20 protein-coding genes are annotated in these 21,587 nt (G+C 73.9%); 7 read left to right on the top strand and 13 right to left on the bottom strand.

Annotated features, from left to right (window positions below; all coding sequences use genetic code 11):
- The first annotated feature begins 80 nt into the window (after window positions 1-80).
- On the top strand, window positions 81-821 hold the full coding sequence (locus ACFVTF_RS25160) for a polyprenol monophosphomannose synthase (RefSeq protein ID WP_371522310.1): 741 nt from the start codon (window positions 81-83) through the stop codon (window positions 819-821).
- 114 nt (window positions 822-935) lie between these two features.
- Entirely contained in the window at window positions 936-2,171 is a 1,236-nt protein-coding gene (locus ACFVTF_RS25155) for an aromatic acid exporter family protein (RefSeq protein ID WP_387816675.1), read from the top strand.
- Window positions 2,172-2,206: 35 nt separating this feature from the next.
- On the opposite strand, the gene ACFVTF_RS25150 is transcribed toward ACFVTF_RS25155, so the two are convergent.
- The 6 genes from ACFVTF_RS25150 to ACFVTF_RS25125 all read right to left on the bottom strand — a co-directional run bounded on the left by ACFVTF_RS25150 (window position 2,207) and on the right by ACFVTF_RS25125 (window position 7,784).
- Entirely contained in the window at window positions 2,207-2,656 is a 450-nt protein-coding gene (locus ACFVTF_RS25150) for an SRPBCC family protein (RefSeq protein ID WP_371522308.1), read from the bottom strand.
- 4 nt (window positions 2,657-2,660) lie between these two features.
- Window positions 2,661-3,134: a VOC family protein gene (locus tag ACFVTF_RS25145; RefSeq protein WP_371522306.1), complete on the bottom strand. Its 474-nt coding sequence runs from the start codon at window positions 3,132-3,134 to the stop codon at window positions 2,661-2,663.
- A gap of 97 nt (window positions 3,135-3,231) precedes the next feature.
- The gene (locus tag ACFVTF_RS25140; RefSeq protein WP_387816673.1) at window positions 3,232-5,223 is read right to left on the bottom strand and encodes a phosphocholine-specific phospholipase C; all 1,992 of its coding nucleotides are present in this window, start codon (window positions 5,221-5,223) and stop codon (window positions 3,232-3,234) included.
- 14 nt (window positions 5,224-5,237) lie between these two features.
- On the bottom strand, window positions 5,238-6,671 hold the full coding sequence (locus tag ACFVTF_RS25135) for an endonuclease/exonuclease/phosphatase family protein (protein ID WP_387816671.1): 1,434 nt from the start codon (window positions 6,669-6,671) through the stop codon (window positions 5,238-5,240).
- Window positions 6,672-7,038: 367 nt separating this feature from the next.
- A complete protein-coding gene (locus tag ACFVTF_RS25130) occupies window positions 7,039-7,305 on the bottom strand; it encodes a metal-sensitive transcriptional regulator (protein ID WP_363582589.1) in 267 nt (88 codons plus the stop codon).
- A 131-nt stretch (window positions 7,306-7,436) separates the two neighbouring features.
- Entirely contained in the window at window positions 7,437-7,784 is a 348-nt protein-coding gene (locus ACFVTF_RS25125) for a PRC-barrel domain-containing protein (RefSeq protein WP_387816669.1), read from the bottom strand.
- 245 nt (window positions 7,785-8,029) lie between these two features.
- Here ACFVTF_RS25125 and ACFVTF_RS25120 point away from each other — a divergent pair, with 245 nt between their 5' ends.
- Window positions 8,030-8,860 carry an SAM-dependent methyltransferase gene (locus tag ACFVTF_RS25120; protein WP_387816668.1) on the top strand — a complete coding sequence of 277 codons (831 nt, stop codon included), beginning with the start codon at window positions 8,030-8,032 and terminating at the stop codon, window positions 8,858-8,860.
- A 231-nt stretch (window positions 8,861-9,091) separates the two neighbouring features.
- Entirely contained in the window at window positions 9,092-9,817 is a 726-nt protein-coding gene (locus ACFVTF_RS25115; RefSeq protein WP_387816667.1) for a DUF4097 domain-containing protein, read from the top strand.
- Between the two features lie 118 nt (window positions 9,818-9,935).
- On the opposite strand, the gene ACFVTF_RS25110 is transcribed toward ACFVTF_RS25115, so the two are convergent.
- The 4 genes from ACFVTF_RS25110 to ACFVTF_RS25095 all read right to left on the bottom strand — a co-directional run bounded on the left by ACFVTF_RS25110 (window position 9,936) and on the right by ACFVTF_RS25095 (window position 15,170).
- Window positions 9,936-10,586, bottom strand: a complete 651-nt coding sequence (locus ACFVTF_RS25110) for a hypothetical protein (RefSeq protein WP_387816665.1) — start codon at window positions 10,584-10,586, stop codon at window positions 9,936-9,938.
- 192 nt (window positions 10,587-10,778) lie between these two features.
- Window positions 10,779-11,453, bottom strand: a complete 675-nt coding sequence (locus tag ACFVTF_RS25105) for a response regulator (protein ID WP_371522292.1) — start codon at window positions 11,451-11,453, stop codon at window positions 10,779-10,781.
- Complete coding sequence (locus tag ACFVTF_RS25100; RefSeq protein ID WP_387816663.1) at window positions 11,450-12,757, bottom strand: sensor histidine kinase; 1,308 nt, start codon at window positions 12,755-12,757, stop codon at window positions 11,450-11,452. Before ACFVTF_RS25100 ends, ACFVTF_RS25105 begins: the two co-directional genes overlap by 4 nt.
- 223 nt (window positions 12,758-12,980) lie before the next feature.
- Window positions 12,981-15,170 carry an MMPL family transporter gene (locus tag ACFVTF_RS25095; RefSeq protein WP_371522289.1) on the bottom strand — a complete coding sequence of 730 codons (2,190 nt, stop codon included), beginning with the start codon at window positions 15,168-15,170 and terminating at the stop codon, window positions 12,981-12,983.
- A gap of 424 nt (window positions 15,171-15,594) precedes the next feature.
- Here ACFVTF_RS25095 and ACFVTF_RS25090 point away from each other — a divergent pair, with 424 nt between their 5' ends.
- The 3 genes from ACFVTF_RS25090 (at window position 15,595) to ACFVTF_RS25080 (ending at window position 18,879) form a co-directional block, all read left to right on the top strand.
- Window positions 15,595-16,719 (top strand): DegT/DnrJ/EryC1/StrS family aminotransferase, encoded by a 1,125-nt coding sequence (locus tag ACFVTF_RS25090; RefSeq protein ID WP_371522287.1) that lies wholly within the window; start codon window positions 15,595-15,597, stop codon window positions 16,717-16,719.
- Between the two features lie 123 nt (window positions 16,720-16,842).
- Window positions 16,843-17,787: an NAD-dependent epimerase/dehydratase family protein gene (locus ACFVTF_RS25085; RefSeq protein WP_387816660.1), complete on the top strand. Its 945-nt coding sequence runs from the start codon at window positions 16,843-16,845 to the stop codon at window positions 17,785-17,787.
- 12 nt (window positions 17,788-17,799) lie between these two features.
- Window positions 17,800-18,879 carry a hypothetical protein gene (locus tag ACFVTF_RS25080; protein ID WP_387816659.1) on the top strand — a complete coding sequence of 360 codons (1,080 nt, stop codon included), beginning with the start codon at window positions 17,800-17,802 and terminating at the stop codon, window positions 18,877-18,879.
- A gap of 75 nt (window positions 18,880-18,954) precedes the next feature.
- Here the strand turns inward: ACFVTF_RS25080 and ACFVTF_RS25075 are convergent, their stop codons facing one another.
- From ACFVTF_RS25075 to ACFVTF_RS25065, 3 genes are all read right to left on the bottom strand, one after another.
- On the bottom strand, window positions 18,955-19,692 hold the full coding sequence (locus ACFVTF_RS25075; protein ID WP_387816657.1) for a polysaccharide deacetylase family protein: 738 nt from the start codon (window positions 19,690-19,692) through the stop codon (window positions 18,955-18,957).
- Between the two features lie 5 nt (window positions 19,693-19,697).
- Window positions 19,698-20,486: an SDR family NAD(P)-dependent oxidoreductase gene (locus ACFVTF_RS25070; protein ID WP_387816655.1), complete on the bottom strand. Its 789-nt coding sequence runs from the start codon at window positions 20,484-20,486 to the stop codon at window positions 19,698-19,700.
- A gap of 78 nt (window positions 20,487-20,564) precedes the next feature.
- Complete coding sequence (locus ACFVTF_RS25065; RefSeq protein WP_387816653.1) at window positions 20,565-21,491, bottom strand: hypothetical protein; 927 nt, start codon at window positions 21,489-21,491, stop codon at window positions 20,565-20,567.
- Window positions 21,492-21,587: the final 96 nt, after the last annotated feature.

The raw sequence follows: 21,587 nt of genomic DNA, 5'->3' as shown, positions 1-21,587 counted from the left end.
CTCATCCACCGCAGGTCGTCAAGGACAACCGTCCGGCGTGGCACGGGTGCCGGCCGGAAAGGGCACGAGGGAAACAGAACATGGTCGAGGCCTCCCCGAAGGTCGTTGTCGTCGTCCCCACGTACAACGAGCGGGAGAACCTTCCGGTCCTCGCGGGTCTTCTCGCGGACCTCCCGGTACCGGGCCTGCACCTGCTGGTGGTCGACGACAACTCGCCGGACGGCACCGGCGAGATCGCGGACAAGCTCGCCGCCGGGTCCGGCGGCACCGTCGGCGTGCTGCACCGCACCGAGAAGGACGGCCTCGGCCGCGCCTACCTGGCCGGCATGGCCCGGGCCCTGGACGAGGACGCCGACGTCGTGGTCCAGATGGACGCCGACCTCTCGCACCCCGCCTCGGCGATACCCGCGATGGTCGAGGCCCTGCTGGCCGACGACACCGCCGTGGTGCTCGGCTCCCGCTACGTGCCCGGCGGTTCGACCGCCGCGGAGTGGCCCTGGCACCGCAAGGCCCTCTCCGCCTGGGCCAACCTCTACGTCAACACCATCCTCGGCCTGGGCGTCCGGGACGCCACCGCCGGTTTCAAGGCCTGGCGGGCGAGCACCCTGCGGGCGATCGACCTGCCGACCGTGCAGAGCAGCGGGTACTCGTTCCAGGTCGAGATGAACTACCGGGTCGTCCAGCGCGGCCTGACGATCCGCGAGGTGCCGATCCGCTTCGAGGAGCGGATCGAGGGCGCGTCGAAGATGAGCATCGGGGTGCAGGTCGAGTCGGCGCTGGCGCCCTGGAAGCTGCGGCTGAACCGTCAGGACCCGCGGTAGGCCGTAGGACCGTGACCCTCGCCCGGGTCAGGGCCCGGGCCCGGGCCAGAGCATACGGGTGCCGGTCGGGCGGCTCGGCGGTGTGAAGGGCGGCCGGGGGGAAAGAAGGGCGACATGGCCCTTCTCCCGGAGTCCCTCACGGCCCTGATCCGCCGCGGTGCCCGAGAACCCTTCGTCGTCCAGACCGTGCGGGCCACCGTGGCCGCCACCCTCGCCTTCGCGGTGGCCACCCGGCTCAGCAGCGAGCCGGCCCCGCTGACGGCCCCGCTCACCGCGCTGCTGGTGGTGCAGGTCACCGTCTACTCGACGCTCAAGACCAGCATCCGCCGGGTCAACTCGGTGGTGGTCGGCGTGCTGATCGCGACCGGCTTCAGCGCCGTGGTGGGGCTCTCCTGGTGGAGCCTCGGGCTGATCATCCTGGCCTCGCTGGTCGTCGGCCGGTTCGTCCGGGTCGAGGAGTTCGTCCAGGAGGTCGCGATCAGCGCCATGCTGATCCTCGGCGTCAGCGGGCTCGCCTCGCAGGCCTGGGACCGGGTGCTGGAGACGCTGATCGGCGCCGCCGTCGGCCTGCTGTTCAACCTGCTGTTCGCCCCGCCGGTCTGGGTGGACACCGCCGGGGAGTCGATCGAGGACCTCGCCCGGCGGGCCCGCCAGCTGCTGCTGGACATCGCCGAGCAGCTGGGCCGTCCGACCCCGGTCGCCCGGGCCGCCGAGCAGCTGCACGAGGCCCGCCGGCTCGACCACGCCATCGCCGACGTGGACGTGGCACTGCGCCAGGCCGAGGACAGCCTGCGGCTCAATCCGCGGATCAACGACGGGTTGCTGTCCCGGCTGGTGCTGCGCACCGGGCTGGACACCCTGGAGATCTGCGTGGTGGTGATCCGGGTGCTGGCGCGCTCGCTGACCGACCTGGCCAAGCGGCGCGCGCCCGGCGAGCGGCTGTTCCCGCCGGACGTCGCGGTGGGCCTGGAGGAACTGCTGGCGCACGTCGGCGGGGCCATGGTCAGCTTCGCGGTGCTGGTCACCACCCAGGTGAGCCGCAGCGCCGAGGAGGCCGAGCAGCGGCTGACCGCCGAGCTGGCCGCGGCCTGGACCTGCCGGGAGAACGTCGCCCAGGTGCTGCTGCAGAAGGTGCGGGAGCACCCGGAGGCGTGGCAGTTGCACGGTTCGATACTGGCCGAGGTGGACCGGATCCTCGACGAACTGGACCTGGAGCACCGCAGCCGGCGGCTGATGGAGGAGCTGGACCGGGCCTCGGTGGCGAGCCGGGAACGGTTCTCGCGGTTCGCCGGGCTGCGACGCTTCGTCCGGGGCGAGCGGGCGCGCCCGGCGGTACGGGCCGGGCGCTGACCTCCGGTGGGCGGGGGCCTGGGGGGCGTGGGGGCTCAGGGCATCGACCAGGGTTCCTGCGGGAGCGGGTGGCCGGTCTCCAGGTAGGTCTTCAGGTTGGACAGCACCGCCGACCAGCCGCGCTCGGCGTCCGCCCGCTCGGTCTCGTCGGCCAGCCGGTCGTGGGTGACGGTGAGCCGGGTGAGGTCGTGCCAGCCCCGGAGCTCGAAGGTGACCTCGGAGGGGCCGCCCGGGCGCCGCTCCCCGGGCGCCGCCCAGGTGATGACCAGCCGGTGCGGGCGGTCGGCGGCCTCGACGACACCGACCACGTCGGCCGTCCCGGAGCCGTCGGCGCGCTGGTGCTCCCAGGGCGCGCCGGGCAGCCAGGTGGAGACGTTGCGGTGGCCCCAGTAGAGGCCGGACTCGTCGGCGTTGGTGAGGGCGTGCCAGACCCGCTCGGGGGTGGCGCGCAGGTAGAGGGTGCTGCGGAGGGCGGGCGCGGCCATCGCGTCAGCCCCTGGCCGCGTCGAGCAGCGGCTGGACCTCGATCTTCTGCATCCGCATCATCGTCGCCATCACCCGGCCGGCCTTGGCCCGGTCCTCGTCGGCGATCAGGTCGAGCAGGACGCGCGGGGTGATCTGCCAGGAGAGGCCGAAGCGGTCCTTGAGCCAGCCGCACGGGCCCGCCTGGCCGCCGTCGGCGGTGAGCTCGGCCCAGAGCTCGTCGACCTCCTGCTGGCCGTCGCATTCCACCTGCAGCGACATGGCCTCGGTGAAGTGGAACTCGGGGCCGCCGTTGAGGGCCGTGTACTCCCGCCCGGCGAGTTCGAAGGCGACGGTCATGACCGATCCGGCTCCGCCGGGGCCGGTCTCGGGGTAGCGGGTGACCTGCGTGATGCGGGAGTTGGGGAAGAGCGAGGTGTAGAAGGTGGCGGCCGCTTCGGCCTGGTCGTCGAACCAGAGGAAGGTGGTGATCTTCTGCATGCGCCCGACGGTAGCCCCGGGCCCCGCCCGGACGGCCGAGCCACGGCCGGGGGTCACCGGTTCGGCGCCCCCGGCCCGCGGCCCGCCCGCTACCGGGTCAGTGCACCCAGCCCGCGTAGCGCTGCACGAAGCGCAGGCCGGTGTGGGCGGTGACGACGACGTCGTAGCGGCCCTGCTTGTCCAGCGGCCAGGACAGGTTCGCCTGCTGCCCGGGCTTGACCCGGACGGTCTGCGCGGTGCCGGCGAAGTCGTTGGGCGCGGCGGTGAAGGAGACGTCGGTCATGCCGTCGTTGGCCACCTGCAAGGTGAGCCGCACGCTGCCGTGCAGGTCGGCGGTGACGATCGGCACGCCGATGTCGTTCTGGCCGTCCTGCCCGTCCCGGACCACGGTGCCGGCGAAGCGGCGGACGAAGCCGTCCGGGCCGTGGACGGTGAAGTCGTAGCGGCCGTTGGTGGTGGCGGCGTCCCAGACGTACCGGGCGGTGGCGCCGGGGGCGACGGTGTACGGGGTGCCCGCGAAGGGCAGCGCGATGTTCGGGTAGACGGTGTACGGGAAGGCCACCGAACCGTCGTTGCTCATCGTGCAGGTGACCTTGCCGGTCTTGCGGTCCACCTCCACGTCGGCCCACGGCTGGTAGGGCAGCGGGCGGTGCGGGCGCTCGCCGCGCTCCTGGACGGGCATCGACTGGGCTCCGACCGCCGGGAGGGCGACGCCGGGCAGCTTGGTGCCCGCGTCGGCCCTGGCCATCAGGGCCGTGGTGTCGGGCAGCGACGGGACGGACGGGTTCGGCGCGGCGAAGTCGAAGCAGCTGGTGAGGTCGCCGCAGACGGACCGGCGCCAGGCCGAGATGTTCGGCTCGGCGACGCCCGTGACCAGCTCCATGAAGCGCAGCACGGAAGTGTGGTCGAAGACCTGGGAGTTGACCCAACCGCCGCGCGACCAGGGCGAGACGACCCACAGCGGGACGCGGTTGCCGAGACCGATGGCGCGGCCCTGGGTGAACTCCTCGGGGGTGCCGGGCTCGGGGGTGGGCGGGACCATGTGGTCGAAGTAGCCGTCGTTCTCGTCGTACATGACCAGGAAGACGGTGTGCTGCCACACCTCCGGGTTGGACATCAGCGACTGGAGGGCCTGGTTGACCCAGTGCGCGCCGTACGCCGGGCCGGCCTCCGGGTGCTCGGAGAAGAGGTACGGGGCGACCAGCCAGGAGATGGTCGGCAGGGTGCCGTCCTTGCAGTGGCGGTCGAAGGCGGCCGGGTCGAACTTGGTCATCGCGTTGATGTAACGCGGGTCGGTGGGCGGGAAGTTGTGGAACTGCTTGAAGTAGGAGAGGGCGTTGTCGTCGTAGTCGCCGGTGCGGTCGTCCTTGCTGGGGTTGTGGTAGACCCGCCAGCTGACGCCGGCCTGCTCCAGGCGCTCGGCGTAGGTGGTCCAGTCGGCGACGGGGTTGTCGGTGACCGGGGTGTTGTCGATCCAGGGCCCGGTGGTGCCGTCGCGGCCGGGGCCGGAGGTGCCCGTCCAGAGGTAGAGCCGGTTGGGGTCGGTCGGGCCGGCGAGGGAGGTGAAGTAGGCGTCGCAGAGGGTGAACGCGTCGGCCAGGGCGTACTGGTAGGGGATGTCGTCCCGGGTGAAGTAGCCCATGGTGCGCTCGCCCTTGGCGGCGATCCACTTGTTCATCGCGCCGTTGTTGATCGCCTGGTGGCCGGTCGCCCAGTCGTGGGGCAGGCCGCCGGCGTTCTGCGCGTTGTACTTCGAGGTGTCCATCCGGTACGGCAGCATGGCGCCGCCGTCGCTGCGGCGGCTGTCCGGCTGGCGGAACACGTCGGCGCCGTCCGGGAACTGGAGCGCCTGCTTGTCACCGAAGCCGCGGACGCCGCTGAGCGTGCCGAAGTAGTGGTCGAAGCTGCGGTTCTCCTGCATCAGCACGACGACGTGCTTGACGTCCTTGATGGTGCCCGTCAGCCGGCCGGAGGCGGCAGGGGCGGCGGCGGGGGCTGCCTCGGCGGAGGCGGCGCCCAGTCCGGTCAGGGCGGTGGCGCCGACGGCCGCGGTGGCGCCGACGAAGGTGCGGCGGGAGAGCTCGGACATCACGAACTGGCCTCTCAGAGCTGGAAAGTGGCGACGGCGGCGGCGGTGTCGGAGGGCCACTCGTTGGCGGCGGTGTTCGGCTCGGGCTGCGGCCAGTCGGCGACCAGGGTGTGCGCCTCGACCAGCTTCAGCGAGCCGGCGTACTGGACGTAGTCGATGCGGTCCTGCGGCTCGGGCTTGGCGCCGCGCTGCTTGCGGGTGGGCGACCAGGTCGCGCCCGGGAACTTGACCGGGTCGCGGTGCTCCTCGCGGAAGGTGTCGGTCAGCCCCGCGCCCTGAAGGGCCACGCTGACGGGCCAGTTGAGCACCCCGACACCACCGTGCGCGGCGGCGGTGGCGGCCGTCCAGTCCAGGTGGGACGGCGAGGAGAGGGCGCCGGCGAGCACCACCGGGGTGCGCCGGGCGATGTCCGCGCGCACCGCTGCGGCCAGGGCCCTGGCCTGCTTCAGGCGGAGCGAGGCGGTCTCGGCGGCCTCCGCCTGGGCGGCCGTCCGACCGTCCTGGAGCGCGTACGGGCCGTAGCCGGCCTCGTCGAGGTGCGCGGCCCAGAAGCGGACGGCCCGGCCGCCCGGGAGCTGCACGGTGGCCGCGGCGGCGGGCAGGTCGGCGGTCGGCGCGGTGACGTCGGCGAGCGGGTAGCGGCTCAGGATGCCGACGCTGCCGGGGCTCTGGTAGGCGTACCAGCCGAGCGCGTCGGCCAGGGTCTTCGCCCGCTCACCGGCGGTCTCCTGGAGGGCGACGACGTCCAGGCCCTGGGTGAGGACGACCCGCAGCTGCTTCTCCAGGGCGTCGGTGTACCCGGCGCCGGCGTCGTGCAGGTTCCAGCTGGCGGCCTTGAGGCGCGGCGGCGCGGCGGGGTCGACCACGGGGATGAGGACGGTGACGGTGTCGACGGCACCCGCGCTGTCCTTGACGCCGACGACGGCCGGCTCGGGGCTCTTGCCCGCCGCGGGAGCGGTGCCGGTGAGCGTGCCGTCGGCGGTGACGTTCAGCCAGGACGGCCCGCTGACCTTGCGGAAGGCGGCGGTCCCCGCCGGGTTGCCGACCGGGCGGGACCAGAGGCCGCCGAGCTTGACGGAGACCGCGGCGCCGGGGGCGACGGGCGCGGTGGTGAGGGCGTCCACGGCGCTGTGCGGGCGGACGACGGCCGGCTTGGCGCGGAAGCTGAACGGGGCCGTCTGGGCGAGGATGCCGTAGCCGTCCTTGGCGAGCAGGTAGGCGGTGTAGGGGCCGCCGGTCAGCGCGGAGGTGTCGAGCTGGAGGTCGCCGGAGGTGCCCGGGACGTACTTCCAGAGGAGGGAGCCGCCGTTGCCGGGCTGGCGGCCGCCGTCGTACACGCCGACCCAGTTCTTGGCGTCGGGGGCGTCGGTCGTCCAGTGGAAGGTGAGCCGGTCGCCTTCGGTGGGGTTGGCGGAGGAGGTGAGGGTCAGGGCGCTGCCTGCGGCCACGGTTGTCCTGTCCGCCGCCCGGGGCCCGGTCCGCCGGGGGTCGGCGCCGGGCCCGCGCGCGGCTGGTCACGGAGGCTGGGGAAGGGAGGGCCCGGCAGTTGGCTGTACAACTGTGGGCGGCCCTCATTCATCCGAAAGTCAGCGACCGGGACGTGAACGGCGTGTGACGGCCCATCGGGCGGTTCGGGAACTCCGTGGCGGGCGGCGGGGATTCCCGGCGGAGACGCCGGAGGGACGGGGGGCCAGGAGCCGGGGGCCGGGGGCCGGGGGCCGGGGGCCGGAAGCGCCGGGAGGGCCGCGACGGGATCCGTCGCGGCCCTCCTGCGCTGCTGCACCTCTCGGCTGCCGCGCTTCGCGGCTTCTCGGCCTATGCCAGGGCGAGGAACAGCTTCTCCAGCTCGGCCTCGCTCATCGGCGGGGTGTCCTCGTCGGACGCGGCCATGCACTGGCGCATGCCGCTGGCCACGATCTTGAACCCGGCCCGGTCCAGGGCGCGCGAGACCGCCGCGAGCTGGGTGACCACGTCCTTGCAGTCACGGCCCGCCTCGATCATCGCGATCACCCCGGCCAACTGGCCCTGGGCACGGCGCAGCCGGTTCAGGACCGCGCCGACCGACTCCTCGTCCACCTGCATGTCCGGGCCGCCTTTCGCATCGACTGTCGACTGACAACTGTACCCGGTGGGGTATCCATTGCAGGGCGGGGCGATGCGGGCGGGGGCACCGGGGTGTTCGGCGGCTCAGCGGCTTCGCTCAGCGGCTTTGCTCAGCGGCGGGCGAGGCGGCGCTCGCCACCGGCGCCGGTCTCGTACGGGAGCCCGTAGTGCGCGAACACGGCCGGTTCCTCCTCGGCGGGCAGGACGTCGTCGGTGCCGATCGACGGCGCCTGCTTGACCTGGCTCTTCGGGAACGCCACCTGGACGTAGTCCGGACCGACGACCGCCCCGTCGAGCGGGACGAACACCAGGCGGCGCTTGGCCACCAGGCCGACCGTGACGGTGGCGAAGAACGGCTGGTCGGTGGCCGTCTCCACATAGACGGACTCCAGCGAGCCGATGCGGTGGCTCTTCTCGTCGACCACGGCGTGGCCGCGCCATTCGCGGATGTCTGCCATAGCGATCACCACAGCGCCGGACCTCCTGTTCCCCGGTCTTTCGGCTTCCGTCGCCCGGCAACGGTTCGCCGCCGGGACCTCCCATCCTCCGCCGGGACGACCGGGGGCGCGCGATGGACGAACGAAAACGGACATACAGGGGTGACCTGACCAACCGCCACCAGGGCCGTGACCTGGGCTTTAGGCTGTCCGCCGAGGAAGTTGGAAGCAGATCATCCGATCGTCAACAGACGGAGGCAGCGGCCGTGGGACACGACGACCTGTGGGAGTCCGGCGAGGCCGGAACCCCGGCCGACCTGCGGCCCGACATCCCGCACCCGGCCCGGATGTACGACTACTACCTCGGCGGGAAGGACAACTTCCCCGCCGACCGGGCCGCCGCCGAGAAGGCGCTCGCCGCCAATCCGGAGTTCCGCCCCACCGCGCGGGCCAACCGGGGCTTCCTCACCCGCGCGGTGCGCTGCGTCGCCGACCTCGGCATCGACCAGTTCCTCGACGTCGGCACCGGCATCCCCACTGTCGGCAACACCCACGAGATCGCCCAGGCCGCCGATCCCGGGGCGCGGGTCGTCTACGTCGACAACGATCCGATCGTGCTCAGCCACGCCCGCGCCCTGATGGCCGGCACGGGCCCGGGGCGGACCGCCGTCCTCCAGGCCGACCTGCGCGAGCCGTCCGCCGTACTCGCCGCCGTCGAGGCCGCGGGGCTGCTCGACCTCTCCCGACCGGTCGGCCTCGTCCTGGCCGCGGTCCTGCACTTCCTGCGCGACGAGGACAAGCCCTACCAGGCGGTCGGCACACTGATGGAGGCGCTCCCCTCCGGCAGCCACCTCGTCCTCTCGCACGGCACTGCCGACTTCATCCCCGCCGAGGTCCGCGACCGCGTCACCGGCATCTACGACAAGGCCACCGCCCCCCTCGTCGGCCGCACCCGGGACGAGGTCCGTGCCTTCTTCGACGGCCTCGACCTCCTCGACCCCGGCATCACCACCGTCGCCCTCTGGCGTCCCGACACCGCCCCCGCCCCCGGCGCCGACCGCGTCAGCATCTACGGCGCGGTGGGTCGCAAGCCCTGACGGCCCCCCGGGAAAATATACCGACCGGTCTATTGATTCCTCCGGGGCTCCGGTGGGCCCAGGTGGGGGTGGGTGCAGCGGCGCCGGGGGCTGGCTGGAGTCGCTTTAGGGGGGTTAATACCACCGACCAGGGCCGCCACGTGCGGTTATTGTCGTCAGGACGGCTCCGGACGGGGGCGGTCATCAGGGGCTATCGCGCAACAAGCAGCGCAGGACACATGGGGGACGAACATGGGCAGGTACCACCGTTTCGCGGGAGCTCTCGTGGTCGCCGGGCTCTCCGCCGGGGTGCTCAGCGCCTGCAACCCGATCGGGACCAACTTCACCGACGACGCCACCGTCACGGACAAGATCACCGGCATCCGGCTGGACAGCGACGCCGGGGAGGTGACCGTGCGCGGCAAGGCCGGCGCCACCCAGGCCGCCGTCCACCGCAACATCACCTACCGGAGCGGCAAGCCGGGCGCGAGCACCCGGGTGGACGGTGGCGTGCTGGTGCTCGGCGGCTGCGGACGCAACTGCTCGGTGGACTACACCGTCGAGCTGCCGCCGGGGCTGCCGATCACCGGGGGGACGTCGGCGGGCGGGATCAAGCTCACCCAGGTCGGCGACGTCTCGGTGCACACCAGCTCCGGCGACATCACGCTCGACGACGTGGCCGGGCCGGTCGACGTGCGCACCAACAACGGCGAGATCAAGGGCACCTCGCTCAAGGGCGACCGGGTCAGCGCCAAGACCGACAACGGCGGGATCAAGCTCACCCCCGGCAAGGCCCAGAACATCACGGCGAAGACCTCCAACGGCGAGATCAACGTGACCGTGCCGACCGCCTCCTACCACGTCACCGCCTCGACCGACCTGGGCGAGAAGCACATCGGCGTCCAGAGCGACCCGAACGGCCAGTACAAGCTGGACCTCGGGACGAACATCGGCGAGATCACCGTCAAGACGGGCTGACCGACCCGGTCGGCGGGGCCGCCAACGGGGCGCCGTGACGGCCGGGTTCGGACCGGTGCGTGGCCGCCCTGGCCCCGCCGGGGGGGCGTAGCGGGGCCGGGGGCAGGGGCGGAGTCGGTCAGAGACCGACCTGGACCTCGGCGCGGTGCCGGATGTACTCGTCGGGGTGCGCCCTCGCGATGGCCACCGCGGCCTCCACCAGGGCGTGCAGCCGCGACGGGTAGGCACGCGGCACCAGGGGCAGCCCGGGGAGGATGCAGCGCCGCACGTCCAGGTCCTCGTTGGCGACGAACTCCCGCAGCGCGGCCTCGTACCAGGCGTCCCGCACGGTCGACCCCTCGTCGGCGACGGCCGTACTGCGACCGTCCCCGACCGACAGGGACGTCCAGTACCAGGCCCGGGCGGCGCCGGCGCGCTCGACGTCGGTGCCGGTGTGCAGGTAACCGAGCAGCGTCAGCCGCACCCGGCGCTGGCCGAAAGCCAGCAGGGCCGGCTCGACGAAGCGCCGGTTGAAGCTCGGGTTGGGGTCGTAGACCGCCGCCTCCAGCAGTGCCTCGAAGTACTCCTCGGGCAGGTCGGTACGCCCGGAAAGCGCCTTGTGGACCTCCCACCGGGCCGCGCTCGGGAAGTCCGCCCCGTGTGCGGCCTCGGCCCCGAGCAGGCGGAGCAAACGCGTCAACCGCAGGTCGAACTCCTGCGATCCGTCCGCCGTGCGCCCGGGCAACGGCTGGAGAATCCGCACCTCGCCTGCCGTGTCCTTGGTTTCCACGAACACCCTCCTCATCCTGAGTCATCGGCAGACTACTCGCTGATACACCAGTTCGGAGGTCGTTTTCGGGCAGGCTGGAATTCAGATCACCGACATATGGCCGGAGTTTGACGGTCGATCAGTCCTGCTATCACCACGAACCAGGCGAGTTGGACAGGCCGACGGACGGGCCGGCGGGCGGGCCTTCGCCGGTCAGGCCGGACGGCCCGGCGGGACCAGGCCGGACTGGTAGGCGATCGCGACGAGTTGGGCCCGGTCCCGGGCGTCCAGCTTGGCCATCGCGCGGTGGACGTGGGTGCGGACGGTGAACGGGCTGACGAACATCCGCTCGGCGATCTCCTCGTTGGTGAGGCCGGTGGCGGCCATCGACATCACCTCGCGCTCGCGCGCGGTGAGCACGGACAGCCGCTCGGCGGTGCCGCCGGCCGCCGGATCGGGCTGGGCGAGGAGCTGGTCGATGACGGCCCGGGTGGCGGCGGGCGAGAGCAGGGCGTCCCCGGCGGCGACGGTGCGTACGGCCGCGAGCAGTTCCGCCGGGTCCGCGCCCTTGCCGAGGAAGCCGCCGGCGCCGGCCCGCAGCGCCTGGGCCACGTACTCGTCGATCTCGAAGGTGGTGAGGATCAGCACCCGGGTGCCGGCCAGTTCCTCGTCGCCGCAGATGGCGGCCGTCGCACCGAGGCCGTCGGCGCCGGGCATGCGGATGTCCATCAGGACGATGTCGGGGCGGGTGGCGCGGGCGAGTTCGACGGCCTGGTGGCCGTCGGCGGCCTCGCCGACCACCTCCATGTCGTCCTCGGCGTCGATCAGCACCCGGAACGCACCGCGCAGCAGCGCCTGGTCGTCCGCGAGCAGTACCCGGATGGTCATGCGTGGTCCTTGTCTACTCGAACGGCACGGTCTTCCCGGCCGGCACGGTCTTCCCGGGCGGTGCTGCCACCGCGACCGACACAGCCACCGCGAACGGCGCCGTCGTCCCGGGCGCCGGTGCGCAGCGGAAGTTCGGCGGTCACCAGGAAGCCGCCGTCGGGCCGGCTGTCGGCGGTGAGGCGGCCGCCGACCGCGCCGGCCCGTTCGCGCATGCCGATCAGCCCGAAGCCGCCCTCGCCGGGGGCCGGGTGGGGCAGCAGGGCCTGGCGGGGGCGGGCGCTGGTCGGCGGGCGGCCGTTGGCGACGCTGACGGCGACCCGGCTGCCGCTGTAGGCGAGGGTGATCTCGGCGCCGGCGCCCCGGGCGTGCTTGGCGACGTTGGTCAGGGACTCCTGGACGATCCGGTAGGCGGTGAGGTCCACGCCGGGCGAGAGCGCGCGGGCCTCGCCCTCGACGGTGAGCCGCACCGGCAGGCCGGTGCGCTCGAAGGCGTTGATCAGCTCGGGGAGCCGGTCGAGGCCGGGGGCCGGTTCGAGCGGCGCGGGCTCCTCGGCGCGGCGCAGCAGGCCGACGGTGGCGCGCAGCTCCTGGAGCGCGGAGCCGGTGGCGTCGGTGATGTGGCTGAGCACCTCGCGGGCCTGGGTGGGGTGGCGGTCCATGAGGTAGACGGCGATGCCGGCCTGGGCGTTGGCGAGGGCGATGTGGTGGGCGACGACGTCGTGCAGGTCGCGGGCGATCCGGATCCGCTCGTCGGCGACCCGGCGGCGGGCCTCCTCCTCGCGGGTGCGTTCGGCGCGTTCGGCGCGTTCCTCGATGGCGGCGAGGTGGGCGCGGCGGTTGCGGATGGAGTCGCCGAGGGCGCCGGGCAGCAGGGCCCAGGCGAGGACGCCGAGCCGTTGGCCGATCGGGCCGCCGCCGTCGCCGATCAGCGAGGTGCCGGTGAGCAGGACGGCGGAGCCGATCGAGGCGCGCAGGGCGGTGGCGCGGTCGGTGCGGACGGCGAGGAAGTAGAGGGCGAGCAGCAGCGGGGTGGCCAGCCCGGGGGTGAGGCGGGGGGTGGTGAGGATGAGGGCCATCGTGCAGATCAGCGTGATGACGACCACTGCCCGCGGGTACCGGCGGTGGGCGAACACGGTGACGGCGGAGGCCAGCGCGATGGCGGCGCTGAGCGGCCTGAAGGAGATGACATGGCCGGTCTGGTCGACGGTGACGCCGATGCCGGTCATCGCGATCAGCACGACGCCGCCGACGGCGTCGAGCAGCCGGGGGTGGTCGCGGCGCAGCCGCTGCCAGGTGTCGCTCATCGTGGTGCTCTCCGGGTCGGGGGTGCCCTGGCGGCACCCTCGCCGGGTTCTGCCAGTTCGTGCCGAACCTCGCCCTGCCGGGCGGGGTGGGCCGGGTCGGGGGCCGCCGTGTGCGTGGCGGACCCCGACAGCAACGGTAACGGTAGGGATCGAACCATTGTCCGGGCCGGGGCCCGTCCCGTGGATCGGGACGGGCCCCGGCCGGGCCTCGGGGGGATCGGTCCTAGACGCCGACGGACTCCCGGACCGGGGCCGGTTCGGGAGCGGCGGTCTGCAGCTTGCTGCCCTCGACGTCGATGTCCGGCATCAGCCGGTCCAGCCAGCGCGGCAGCCACCAGGCGTGGCGGCCGAGCAGGGCCAGGACGGCCGGGACGATGGTCATCCGGACCACGAAGGCGTCGAAGGCGACGGCCGCGGCGAGGCCCAGACCCATCATCTTGATCATCGGTTCGCCCATGCCGATGAAGCCCGCGAAGACGGCGATCATGATGAACGCGGCGGCGGTGACCACCCGGGCGTTGTGCCGGAAGCCGGTGACGATGGCCTCGTCGGGCTGCTCGCCGTGGACGAAGCCCTCCCGGATCCGGGTGACCAGGAACACCTCGTAGTCCATGGCGAGGCCGAAGACCACGCCGACCATGAAGATCGGCATCATGCTCATCACCGGACCGGTCTGTTCGACGCCGATCAGGTTGGCCAGCCAGCCCCACTGGAAGACCGCGACGACCGCGCCGAGCGCGGCGGCCACCGAGAGCAGGAAGCCGAGCGCCGCCTTCAGCGGGACGAGCACCGAGCGGAACACCACCAGCAGCAGGACGACGGCGAGGCCGACGACCACCGCGAGGTAGGGCACCAGCGCGTCGGTGAGCTTCTGCGAGACGTCGATGTTCATCGCCGTCGTGCCGCTGACCAGGATCGTCGCCCCGGTGGCCGTCTTGAGGCCGGCGGCGTGGCCGCGGATCGTCTGGACCAGGTCCTTGGTCTCCGCGGCGCTCGGGCCGGTGGACGGGACGGCGTTCAGCAGGGCGGTGTCCCCCGCCTTGTTGAACATCGGCGGGGTCACGGAGACCACGCCGGGCAGCGCGGAGACCGTCTTGGCGACCTCGCCCGCGGCGGCCTTCGGGTCGGGCGTGCCCTTGACGTCGACCATGACGGTCAGCGGCCCGTTGAAGCCGGGGCCGAAGCCCTCGGACAGCAGGTCGTAGGCGCGGCGCTGGGTGGTGGAGGTCGGCTTGGACTCGTCCCCGGGCAGGCCGAGCCGCAGGTCGAGCGCCGGGGCGGCGAGCACCCCGAGGCCGATCACGCCGCCGAGCAGCACCGCCAGCGGGCGGCGCAGCACGAACTTGGCCCAGCGGGAGCCGCCGTTCTCCTTCTTCGGCTCGACGGCGCCCTTGCGGGCCTTGCGGGGCAGCACCCGGCGGCCGATGAAGCCGAGCAGCGCGGGGACCAGGGTGAGTGCGACCAGGACGGCGATGACCACCGTGCCGGCCGCGGCCATGCCCATCTTGGCGAGCATCGGGATGCCCACCACCGAGAGCCCGGCCAGGGCGATCACCACGGTGAGCCCGGCGAACACCACGGCGGAGCCGGCGGTGCCGACGGCCCGGCCGGCCGCCTCCTGCGGGGTGCGGCCCTCGGCGAGCTCGGCCCGGAAGCGGGAGACGATGAACACCGCGTAGTCGATGCCGACCGCGAGGCCCAGCATCATCGCGAGCGTGCTGGTGGTGGAGGACAGGCCGAGCGTGCTGCCGAGCCCGGTGATCAGGGCCATGCCGAGGCCGACCCCGATCACGGCGGTGAGCAGCGGCAGGCCCGCGGCGACGAGCGAGCCGAAGGTGATCACCAGGACGACCGCGGACAGCGCCATGCCGATCATCTCGCTGCTGCCGCCGGCCTCGGGCTTGGCCATCAGCGCGTTGCCGCCGACCTCGACCTTGAGCCCGGCGTCCCGCCCGTGCTGGGCGGCCTGTTCGAGGGCGTCGGTGGCGCCCTTGGACAGCTCGCCCGCCTTCACGGAGTAGCTGACGGTCGCGTACGCGGTGGTGCCGTCCTTGGAGACGGTGTTGGCCTTGAACGGGCTGACCGCGCCGGTGACCTCGTCGGCGTGGGCGAGCTCGGCGACCGTCCGCTCCACCGCCTGCTGGTTGGGCTCGGCGGTGATCTTCTGCCCGGACGGGGCGACGAACACCAGGCGGGCCGAGGCGCCGTCGGCGTGGCCGCCGGGGAATCGCTCGTTCATCAGGTCGAAGGCCTTCTGCGCCTCCGTGCCGGGCATCGCGAAGCCGTCGTCGGGTGCGGCGGGCGCCTTGGCCGCGAGGACTCCGCAGACCGCCAGCACGGCGACCCAGAGCAGGGTCACCAGCCGGCGTCGGACGAAGGCCCAGCGGCCCAGGCGGTACAGGAACGTGGCCACGGAAGAGTGGACTCCTTCGGATCTCGGTCAGAGTGCGCACCGCGGCCGCCCCGGCGCCTTTCGACGCGGACCGCCCGCAGCATGACCCATCCTTGATCGCCGGCCCCTCCTCCGTCGTCGTCCCTGCGCAGGCCGTTTGCGTACTGCGGACGCAGTACGGCCCCTCCCCGGACGGCGGAAGCGCATCAGCGGTGGTGGGAGCGGTCGGGCGCACTCCCGGCGGTGGCGTCGGAGCGGCGGCGGGGCGGTGCCGGGGCAGTGGCAGGGCGGCGACGGGGCCGGGCACCGTCACCCGGGCGGGGGCGACGACGGGCCGCGTCCCGGCGGGCGAAGTAGCGTGATGTGCCGGGCCCGACACTTTTCGTACGGTTCGGCCCCATCTGACCCGATCGGTGCTGACCCCAGCCCGCCGCCGGAGGTGCCCATGGGCGTTCCAGCCGCCCGCATCGTGTTCGACGAATCCGACCGCGCGGCCGTCGCCGAGGCGGTGATGGAGATGCTCACCACCGGCGCCCTCACCCTGGGCCCGTGGACCGAACGCCTGGAGCAGGCCTTCGCCGCCGAGCACGGCGCCTCGCACGCCGTCGCGGTGAGCAGCGGCACCGCGGCGCTGGAGGTGATCCTGCGCACGGTCGACGTCCGGGGCCGCGACGTCGTCGTACCGGCCGTCACCTTCTACGCGACCGCCGGCGCCGTCCTGCACGCCGGCGGGCGCCCGGTGATCGCCGACGTCGACCCGGCCACCCTGGCGCTCTCCCCCGAGACGCTGGAGGCGGCCCTCACCCCGGATACCGCAGCCGTCGTACTCGTCCACATCGGCGGACTGATCACCCCGCGGGTCCAGGAGCTGCGCGCGCTCTGCGACCGGCACGGCGTCCCGCTGGTCGAGGACGCCGCACACGCCCACGGCAGCAGCCTCGACGGGCGCTGCGCCGGGACGTTCGGCCTGGCCGGGGCCTTCTCGTTCTACCCGACCAAGGTCACCACCAGCGGCGAGGGCGGACTGATCCTCACCGAGTCGCCCGAACTGCGCGACGAGGCCCGCACCTACCGCGACCAGGGCAAGGGCTCCTTCACCACCAACCACCACGTCCGGCTCGGCCACGCCTGGCGGATGAGCGAGCTCAGCGCGGCCGTCGGCGCCGTGCACCTGCGCCGGCTCAAGGAGTTCATCGAGACCCGCCGGGCCGTCGCCCGCCGCTACGACGAGGCGCTGGCCGGGCTCGACGGCCTGGAGCCGGTGCTCGAACCGTCCGGCTGCCGCGGCAACTACTACAAGTACGTGGCGCTGCTGCCGCCCGGGGTGGAGCGCGCCGCGTTCAAGCGGGCGGTCGCCGAGGAGTACGGCGTGCGGCTGTCCGGCGAGGTGTACGACCTGCCGCTGCACCTGCAGCCCGTCCTCGCCCCGTACCGGCGCGGGCCGCTGCCGGTCGCCGAGGACGTCTGCGCGCGGCAGGTGTGCCTGCCGGTGCACTCCGACATGACCGGGGACGAGACGGAGCAGGTCATCGAGGCCGTCTCGGCGGTGCACCGCAGACTCGCCGGATAGCCGGGGCGGGTCGACCCGGCCAGGCGGGCGCGCCGAGGTGCTCGGCACGGAGCGCGGGAAACGGATTGCGAGAGACGGAGTGCGAGAAGGCGCTCGACACGGAGCCCGACAAGGAGAGAGATCGTGCGGATAGCCGTCACCGGGGGATGCGGATTCATCGGGTCACACGTCGTGGACCACCTGATCGCGGCCGGCCACGACGTCCTCGCGGTGGACACCACCGACAAGTACCTCAACCCCGACGCCGAACACGCCCGGCTCGACATCCTCGACCTCGCGGCCCTCACCTCCGCGCTGGCCGGCAGTGAAGTGGTGTACCACCTCGCCGCGATGGCCGACGTCGAACAGGTCTCCGCCGACCCGGTGCGGGCCGTGCGGACCAACATCGACGGCACCGAGGCCGTCCTGGAGGCCGCCCGGCGCAGCGGGCTGAGCCGCACCGTGCTGGCGAGCACCGTCTGGGTCTACGGCGCCGCCCTCACCAACGATCAACTCGACGGTGGAGAGCAGGAGTTGGACGAGCACGTGCCGATCGAGCTGGAACACAGCGGCCACCTCTACGTGGCCACCAAGCTCGCCGCCGAGATGCTGGTGCACAGCTACCGCGAGCTGTACGGGCAGCACTTCACCATCCTGCGCTACGGCATCCCGTACGGTCCCCGGATGCGCGACGAGCTGGTCGTCGCCCGGTTCGTCCAGGCCGCGCTCGCCGGGCGGCCGATCACCATCGCCGGCGACGGGCGGCAGAGCCGCAACTTCGTCTACGTCGAGGACCTCGCCGACGCCCACGTCCGGGCCCTGTCCCCCGCCGCCGAGGACCAGACCTTCGCCCTGGAGGGCTCCACCGCCGTCTCGGTGCGCGACATCGCCGACACCGTCGACGACCTGCTGGGGCCGGTCTCGATCGAGCACATCGACGGCCGCAAGGCCGACTACACCGGGCGGCGGATCTCCTGCGCCCAGGCCAAGCGCCTGCTCGGCTGGTCCCCGCACACCAACTTCGCGGACGGCGTGCGGAGTTACGCCGACTGGTACCGGGCCGCCACAGCCGCCTCCGCCGCCTCCTGAGCGGGCCGCCCGATGCCGCACGCCCTGCTCGTCTCCGGCTCCCTCGGCCAGGGCCACGACGTGATGGCCCAGGCCTGCGCCGACACCCTGCGGGCCCGCGGCTGGACCACCCACACGGTCGACGCGATGGCCCTGCTCGGGCAGCGCTCCGGCGCCGCCGGGGAGGCCGTCTTCCGGCGGCTGCTCGACCTGCCCGGCGTGTACGACGCCTTCCACTTCTCGGCGTTGCGGCCCGGCGCCCGGCTCGCGCTGCTCGCCGACGCGGCCGCCCGCAGCCGGCTCGTCCCGGCGCTGCGCCGACTGGTCGCGGCGCAGCGGCCGCAGCTGGTGGTCTCCGTGTTCGCCACCGCCACCTCGGCCGTCAACCGGCTGCCGCAACGGGACTTCCGGCACTTCGTGTTCTGCACCGACGTGACGCCGCACCGGCTCTGGGTGCAGGAGGGCACCGACCTCTTCCTGGTCACCTCCGAGGTCGCCGCCTGCGCCGTGCGCCGCTACCGGCCGGACGCCGCCGTCACCGTCCTGCCCGCTCCGCTGCGGGAACCGTTCTACCGGCCGCCCGGCCGGGCCGAGGCGCGCGCCGAACTGGGCGTCCCGGCGGGCGGGCGGTGCGTGCTGCTGATGTCCGGCGCCTGGGGGCTCGGACCGCTCGCCCGCACCGCCGCCTCGCTCGCCGCCGCCGGTCCGCACGTGCTCGCCGTCGCCGGGCGCAACCGGGAACTGGAACGGCGGCTGCGGGCCGCCGCCCGCAAGGAGTCGCGCCTGCACCCCTTCGGCTACACCGACCGGATCCCCGCCCTGATGGCCGCCGCCGACCTCGTCGTCACCAGCTCCGGCGACACCTGCAGCGAGGCCCGCGCCCTCGGGCGGCGGCTGCTGCTGCTCGACGTCGTCCAGGGCCACGGCCGCGACAACCTCCAGCACGAGCTGGAGCTCGGCCACGCCGACGTCGCCTCCGCCCACCCCGCCGAAGTGGTCCGCAACGCCCTCGCCGCCCTCACCCGCCCGGCGCCCGCCCCCTCCCCCGGCGCCACCCCGGAGCCCTGGCGCACCGGGTTCACCGCGGCCCTGGCGCAGGTGGGTCTGGCGTAGGCGGGTCCGGCGTCGCCGAGGGGCGGGGCTTCGTCGTGCGCCCGGCGCTCGGGGGCGGGGGCGGGCGCGGTGCCGTCAGCCGCGGGCGGCCCCCGGGACGGCGTGGTCGCGGAGCGGGCCGAGGGTGAGGGAGTGGGCGCGGCAGTGGGCGGCGATCAGCGGAAGGGCGGCGAGGGTGGCCCGCCAGGAGTCGGGGGCGGAGGTGCAGTCGGAGTCGTGCAGGAGGAGGGTCGCGCCGCCGGTCAGGCCGGGGCGGGCGGTCGCGTAGACGGAGGCGCCGGTCGCCTCCGCCGTCCAGTCCCGGCCCCAGGCCGTCCACAGGACACTGCGCAGGCCCAGCCGCCGGGCGGCCAGGGCGGGGCCGGCCGTCAGCACCCCGTACGGCGGGCGGTACCAGTGCGGGCGCACCCCGCACAGCGCCGTCACCGCCTCGGTCGCGCGGCGCAGTTCGCGCAGGTCACGGGCCGGAGCCGGGTACCACTGCGGCCGGTGGTGCCAGCCGTGGACGGCCACCTCGTGGCCGCGCAGCACCAGCTCCCGGCCGAGGGCGGGGGTGCGCTCCAGCATCGAGCCCAGCAGGAAGAAGGTCGCCCGGACACCGCCCAGGGCGTCCAGCGCGTCCAGGATCTCCGGGGTGCCGCGCGGGTCGGGGCCGTCGTCGAAGGTCAGGGCGACGTGGTGCGGGTCCGCGCCGTGGCCGGCGGTTCGGCGGGCCAGCGTGCGGCGCAGCGCCGGGAGGCGCACCGCCGCCGGGGCCAGGTGCGCGAACTCCGCCGCGGCCGCCGTCGCGAGCACCCGGGTCGCGGTGTCCACCGGGCTCACCCGAAGCGGGACGCCATGCGCCGGAAGACGCCCGGCGCCACGCCGTGGATCCGGGCCGGGAAGCCGAGCCAGTGCGGCACGAAGAGCCGGTCCCGCCCGGTGGTGATGGTCGCGACCACGGTCTCGGCGACCCGCTCCGCCGGGACGGGCCGTGGCCGCTCCCGCTGGTAGGGCGTGCCGCGCCGGTCGAAGAACGGGGTGTCCACCGGGCCCGGCAGCACCAGGCGTACCCCCACCCCGGTGCCGCGCAGCTCGTACCAGAGGCTCTCCGCGAACATCGCCAGCCCGCCCTTGGTCGCCGCGTACCCCGACTCGTCGCGCACGCCGACCTGGCCGGCCATCGAGCCGAGCAGCACGATCCGGCCCCGGCGGCGCTCCAGCATGCCTGGCAGGAGCAGGCGGACCAGCCGCAGCGGGGCGGCGAAGTTGACGTCGATCATCCGGTCCAGGACGTCCGAGGGGGTGTCCACGAACGGGCCGCGCCACCCCAGGCCCGCGCTGGCGACCAGCGCGTCCACCCGGCCGGCCTCCGCGAGGGCCGCCTCGGCGAGCCGGCTCGGGCCGTCCGGTTTGCTCAGGTCCTCGGGCAGGACGCGGCCGCCGGTCCGGGCGGCGACCTCGTCCAGGCGGGCGCCGTCCGTACCGGACAGCAGGGTCCGCCAGCCGGCGTCGGCCAGGCGGACGGCCGTGGCCAGGCCGATGCCGGAGGACGCGCCGGTGACGAGCACGACCGGAGGGTCGGCGGGCCCCGGCCGTCGGGGGCCCGGCTGGGCTTCGTCCGCCATCGCGCACCTGCCGCTCCGTGGGCCTGTCACCGTCCGATTTGTCCGGCAAGTCACCTTCGCACGGCGGCGCCACCCGGGCTACCGGGGCGGGACGACCGGCTCCGCGTCCGCCTCCGGGTCCGGGCCCGGTTCGGAGGCCCGGTCCGCCGAGCCCGGCCGCGCACCGGCCACCTCCGCGGACTGCCCCTCCAACTCCCCGAACCTGGACAGCAGGAAGGTGCCGCCCACCGCCACCGCGAAGCCCGCCAGCGCGCACCACTCGAACCCCGGACGCGCCGCGTCGCCCAACGCCGCCACGCCCACCAGCGCCGGGCCGAAGGTCTCGGCGACCGTCCCGGCGGCGGTCGCGGCCGTGACCGTGCCGCGCTGAAGCGCCAGCGCGTACGCCAGGTAGCCGCCGAGGCCGCCCACCGCGAGCGCGTACGCCGCCGGGTCGGTGAGGACGGTGACCAGGCTCGACGCGTCCATCACCCGCACGGCCAGGCTCGTCACCCCGAACCCCACCCCCGCCAGCAGCCCCAGCCCGGCCGCCGCCACGGTGCCGGCCCGACGCACCAGGACGAGGGTCAGCAGCAGCATCACGGCGGTCGTCGCGAGCAGCGCCCAGTGGAACAGCGGCGGAGCGTGCTCCCGGCCCTCCCGGCCCGACCCCAACGCCAGCAGCGTCAGTCCGACCACCACGGCGACGATCCCCGCCACGTCCCCCCGGCGCAGCCGCGCCCCGAGCAGCCGGACGGCGGCGAGCGCCGTCACGGCCAGGCTCGCGTTGGTGACGGCCTGCACCAGGAACAGGGGCAGGCTGCGCAGCGCCACGATGCTCAGCGCGAAACCGACGATGTCCAGCACCGTGCCGAGCAGGAACTCCCACGACCGCGCCAGCGCGGCCAGCAACCCCGCCCGCACCCGGTCCGCCTGCGGCGCCGACCGCGCCCCGCGTGCCTGGAACACCGCCCCGAACCCGAAGCACACGGTCGCGACCAGGGCGGTGGTGAGTCCCAGCAGCATGCCTCTCCCAGCCTCACGGGCAGCGTCGATCCACCACCAGTCTGTCCCGGGGACGGCGGGGCCGCACGGGTGGAGGGCGCTGGGTGGCGACCGGGC

The organism is Kitasatospora sp. NPDC057940, assembly GCF_042887425.1.
Classification (GTDB): Bacteria; Actinomycetota; Actinomycetes; order Streptomycetales; family Streptomycetaceae; genus Kitasatospora.
This window is presented reverse-complemented; position numbering and strand designations above follow the sequence as displayed.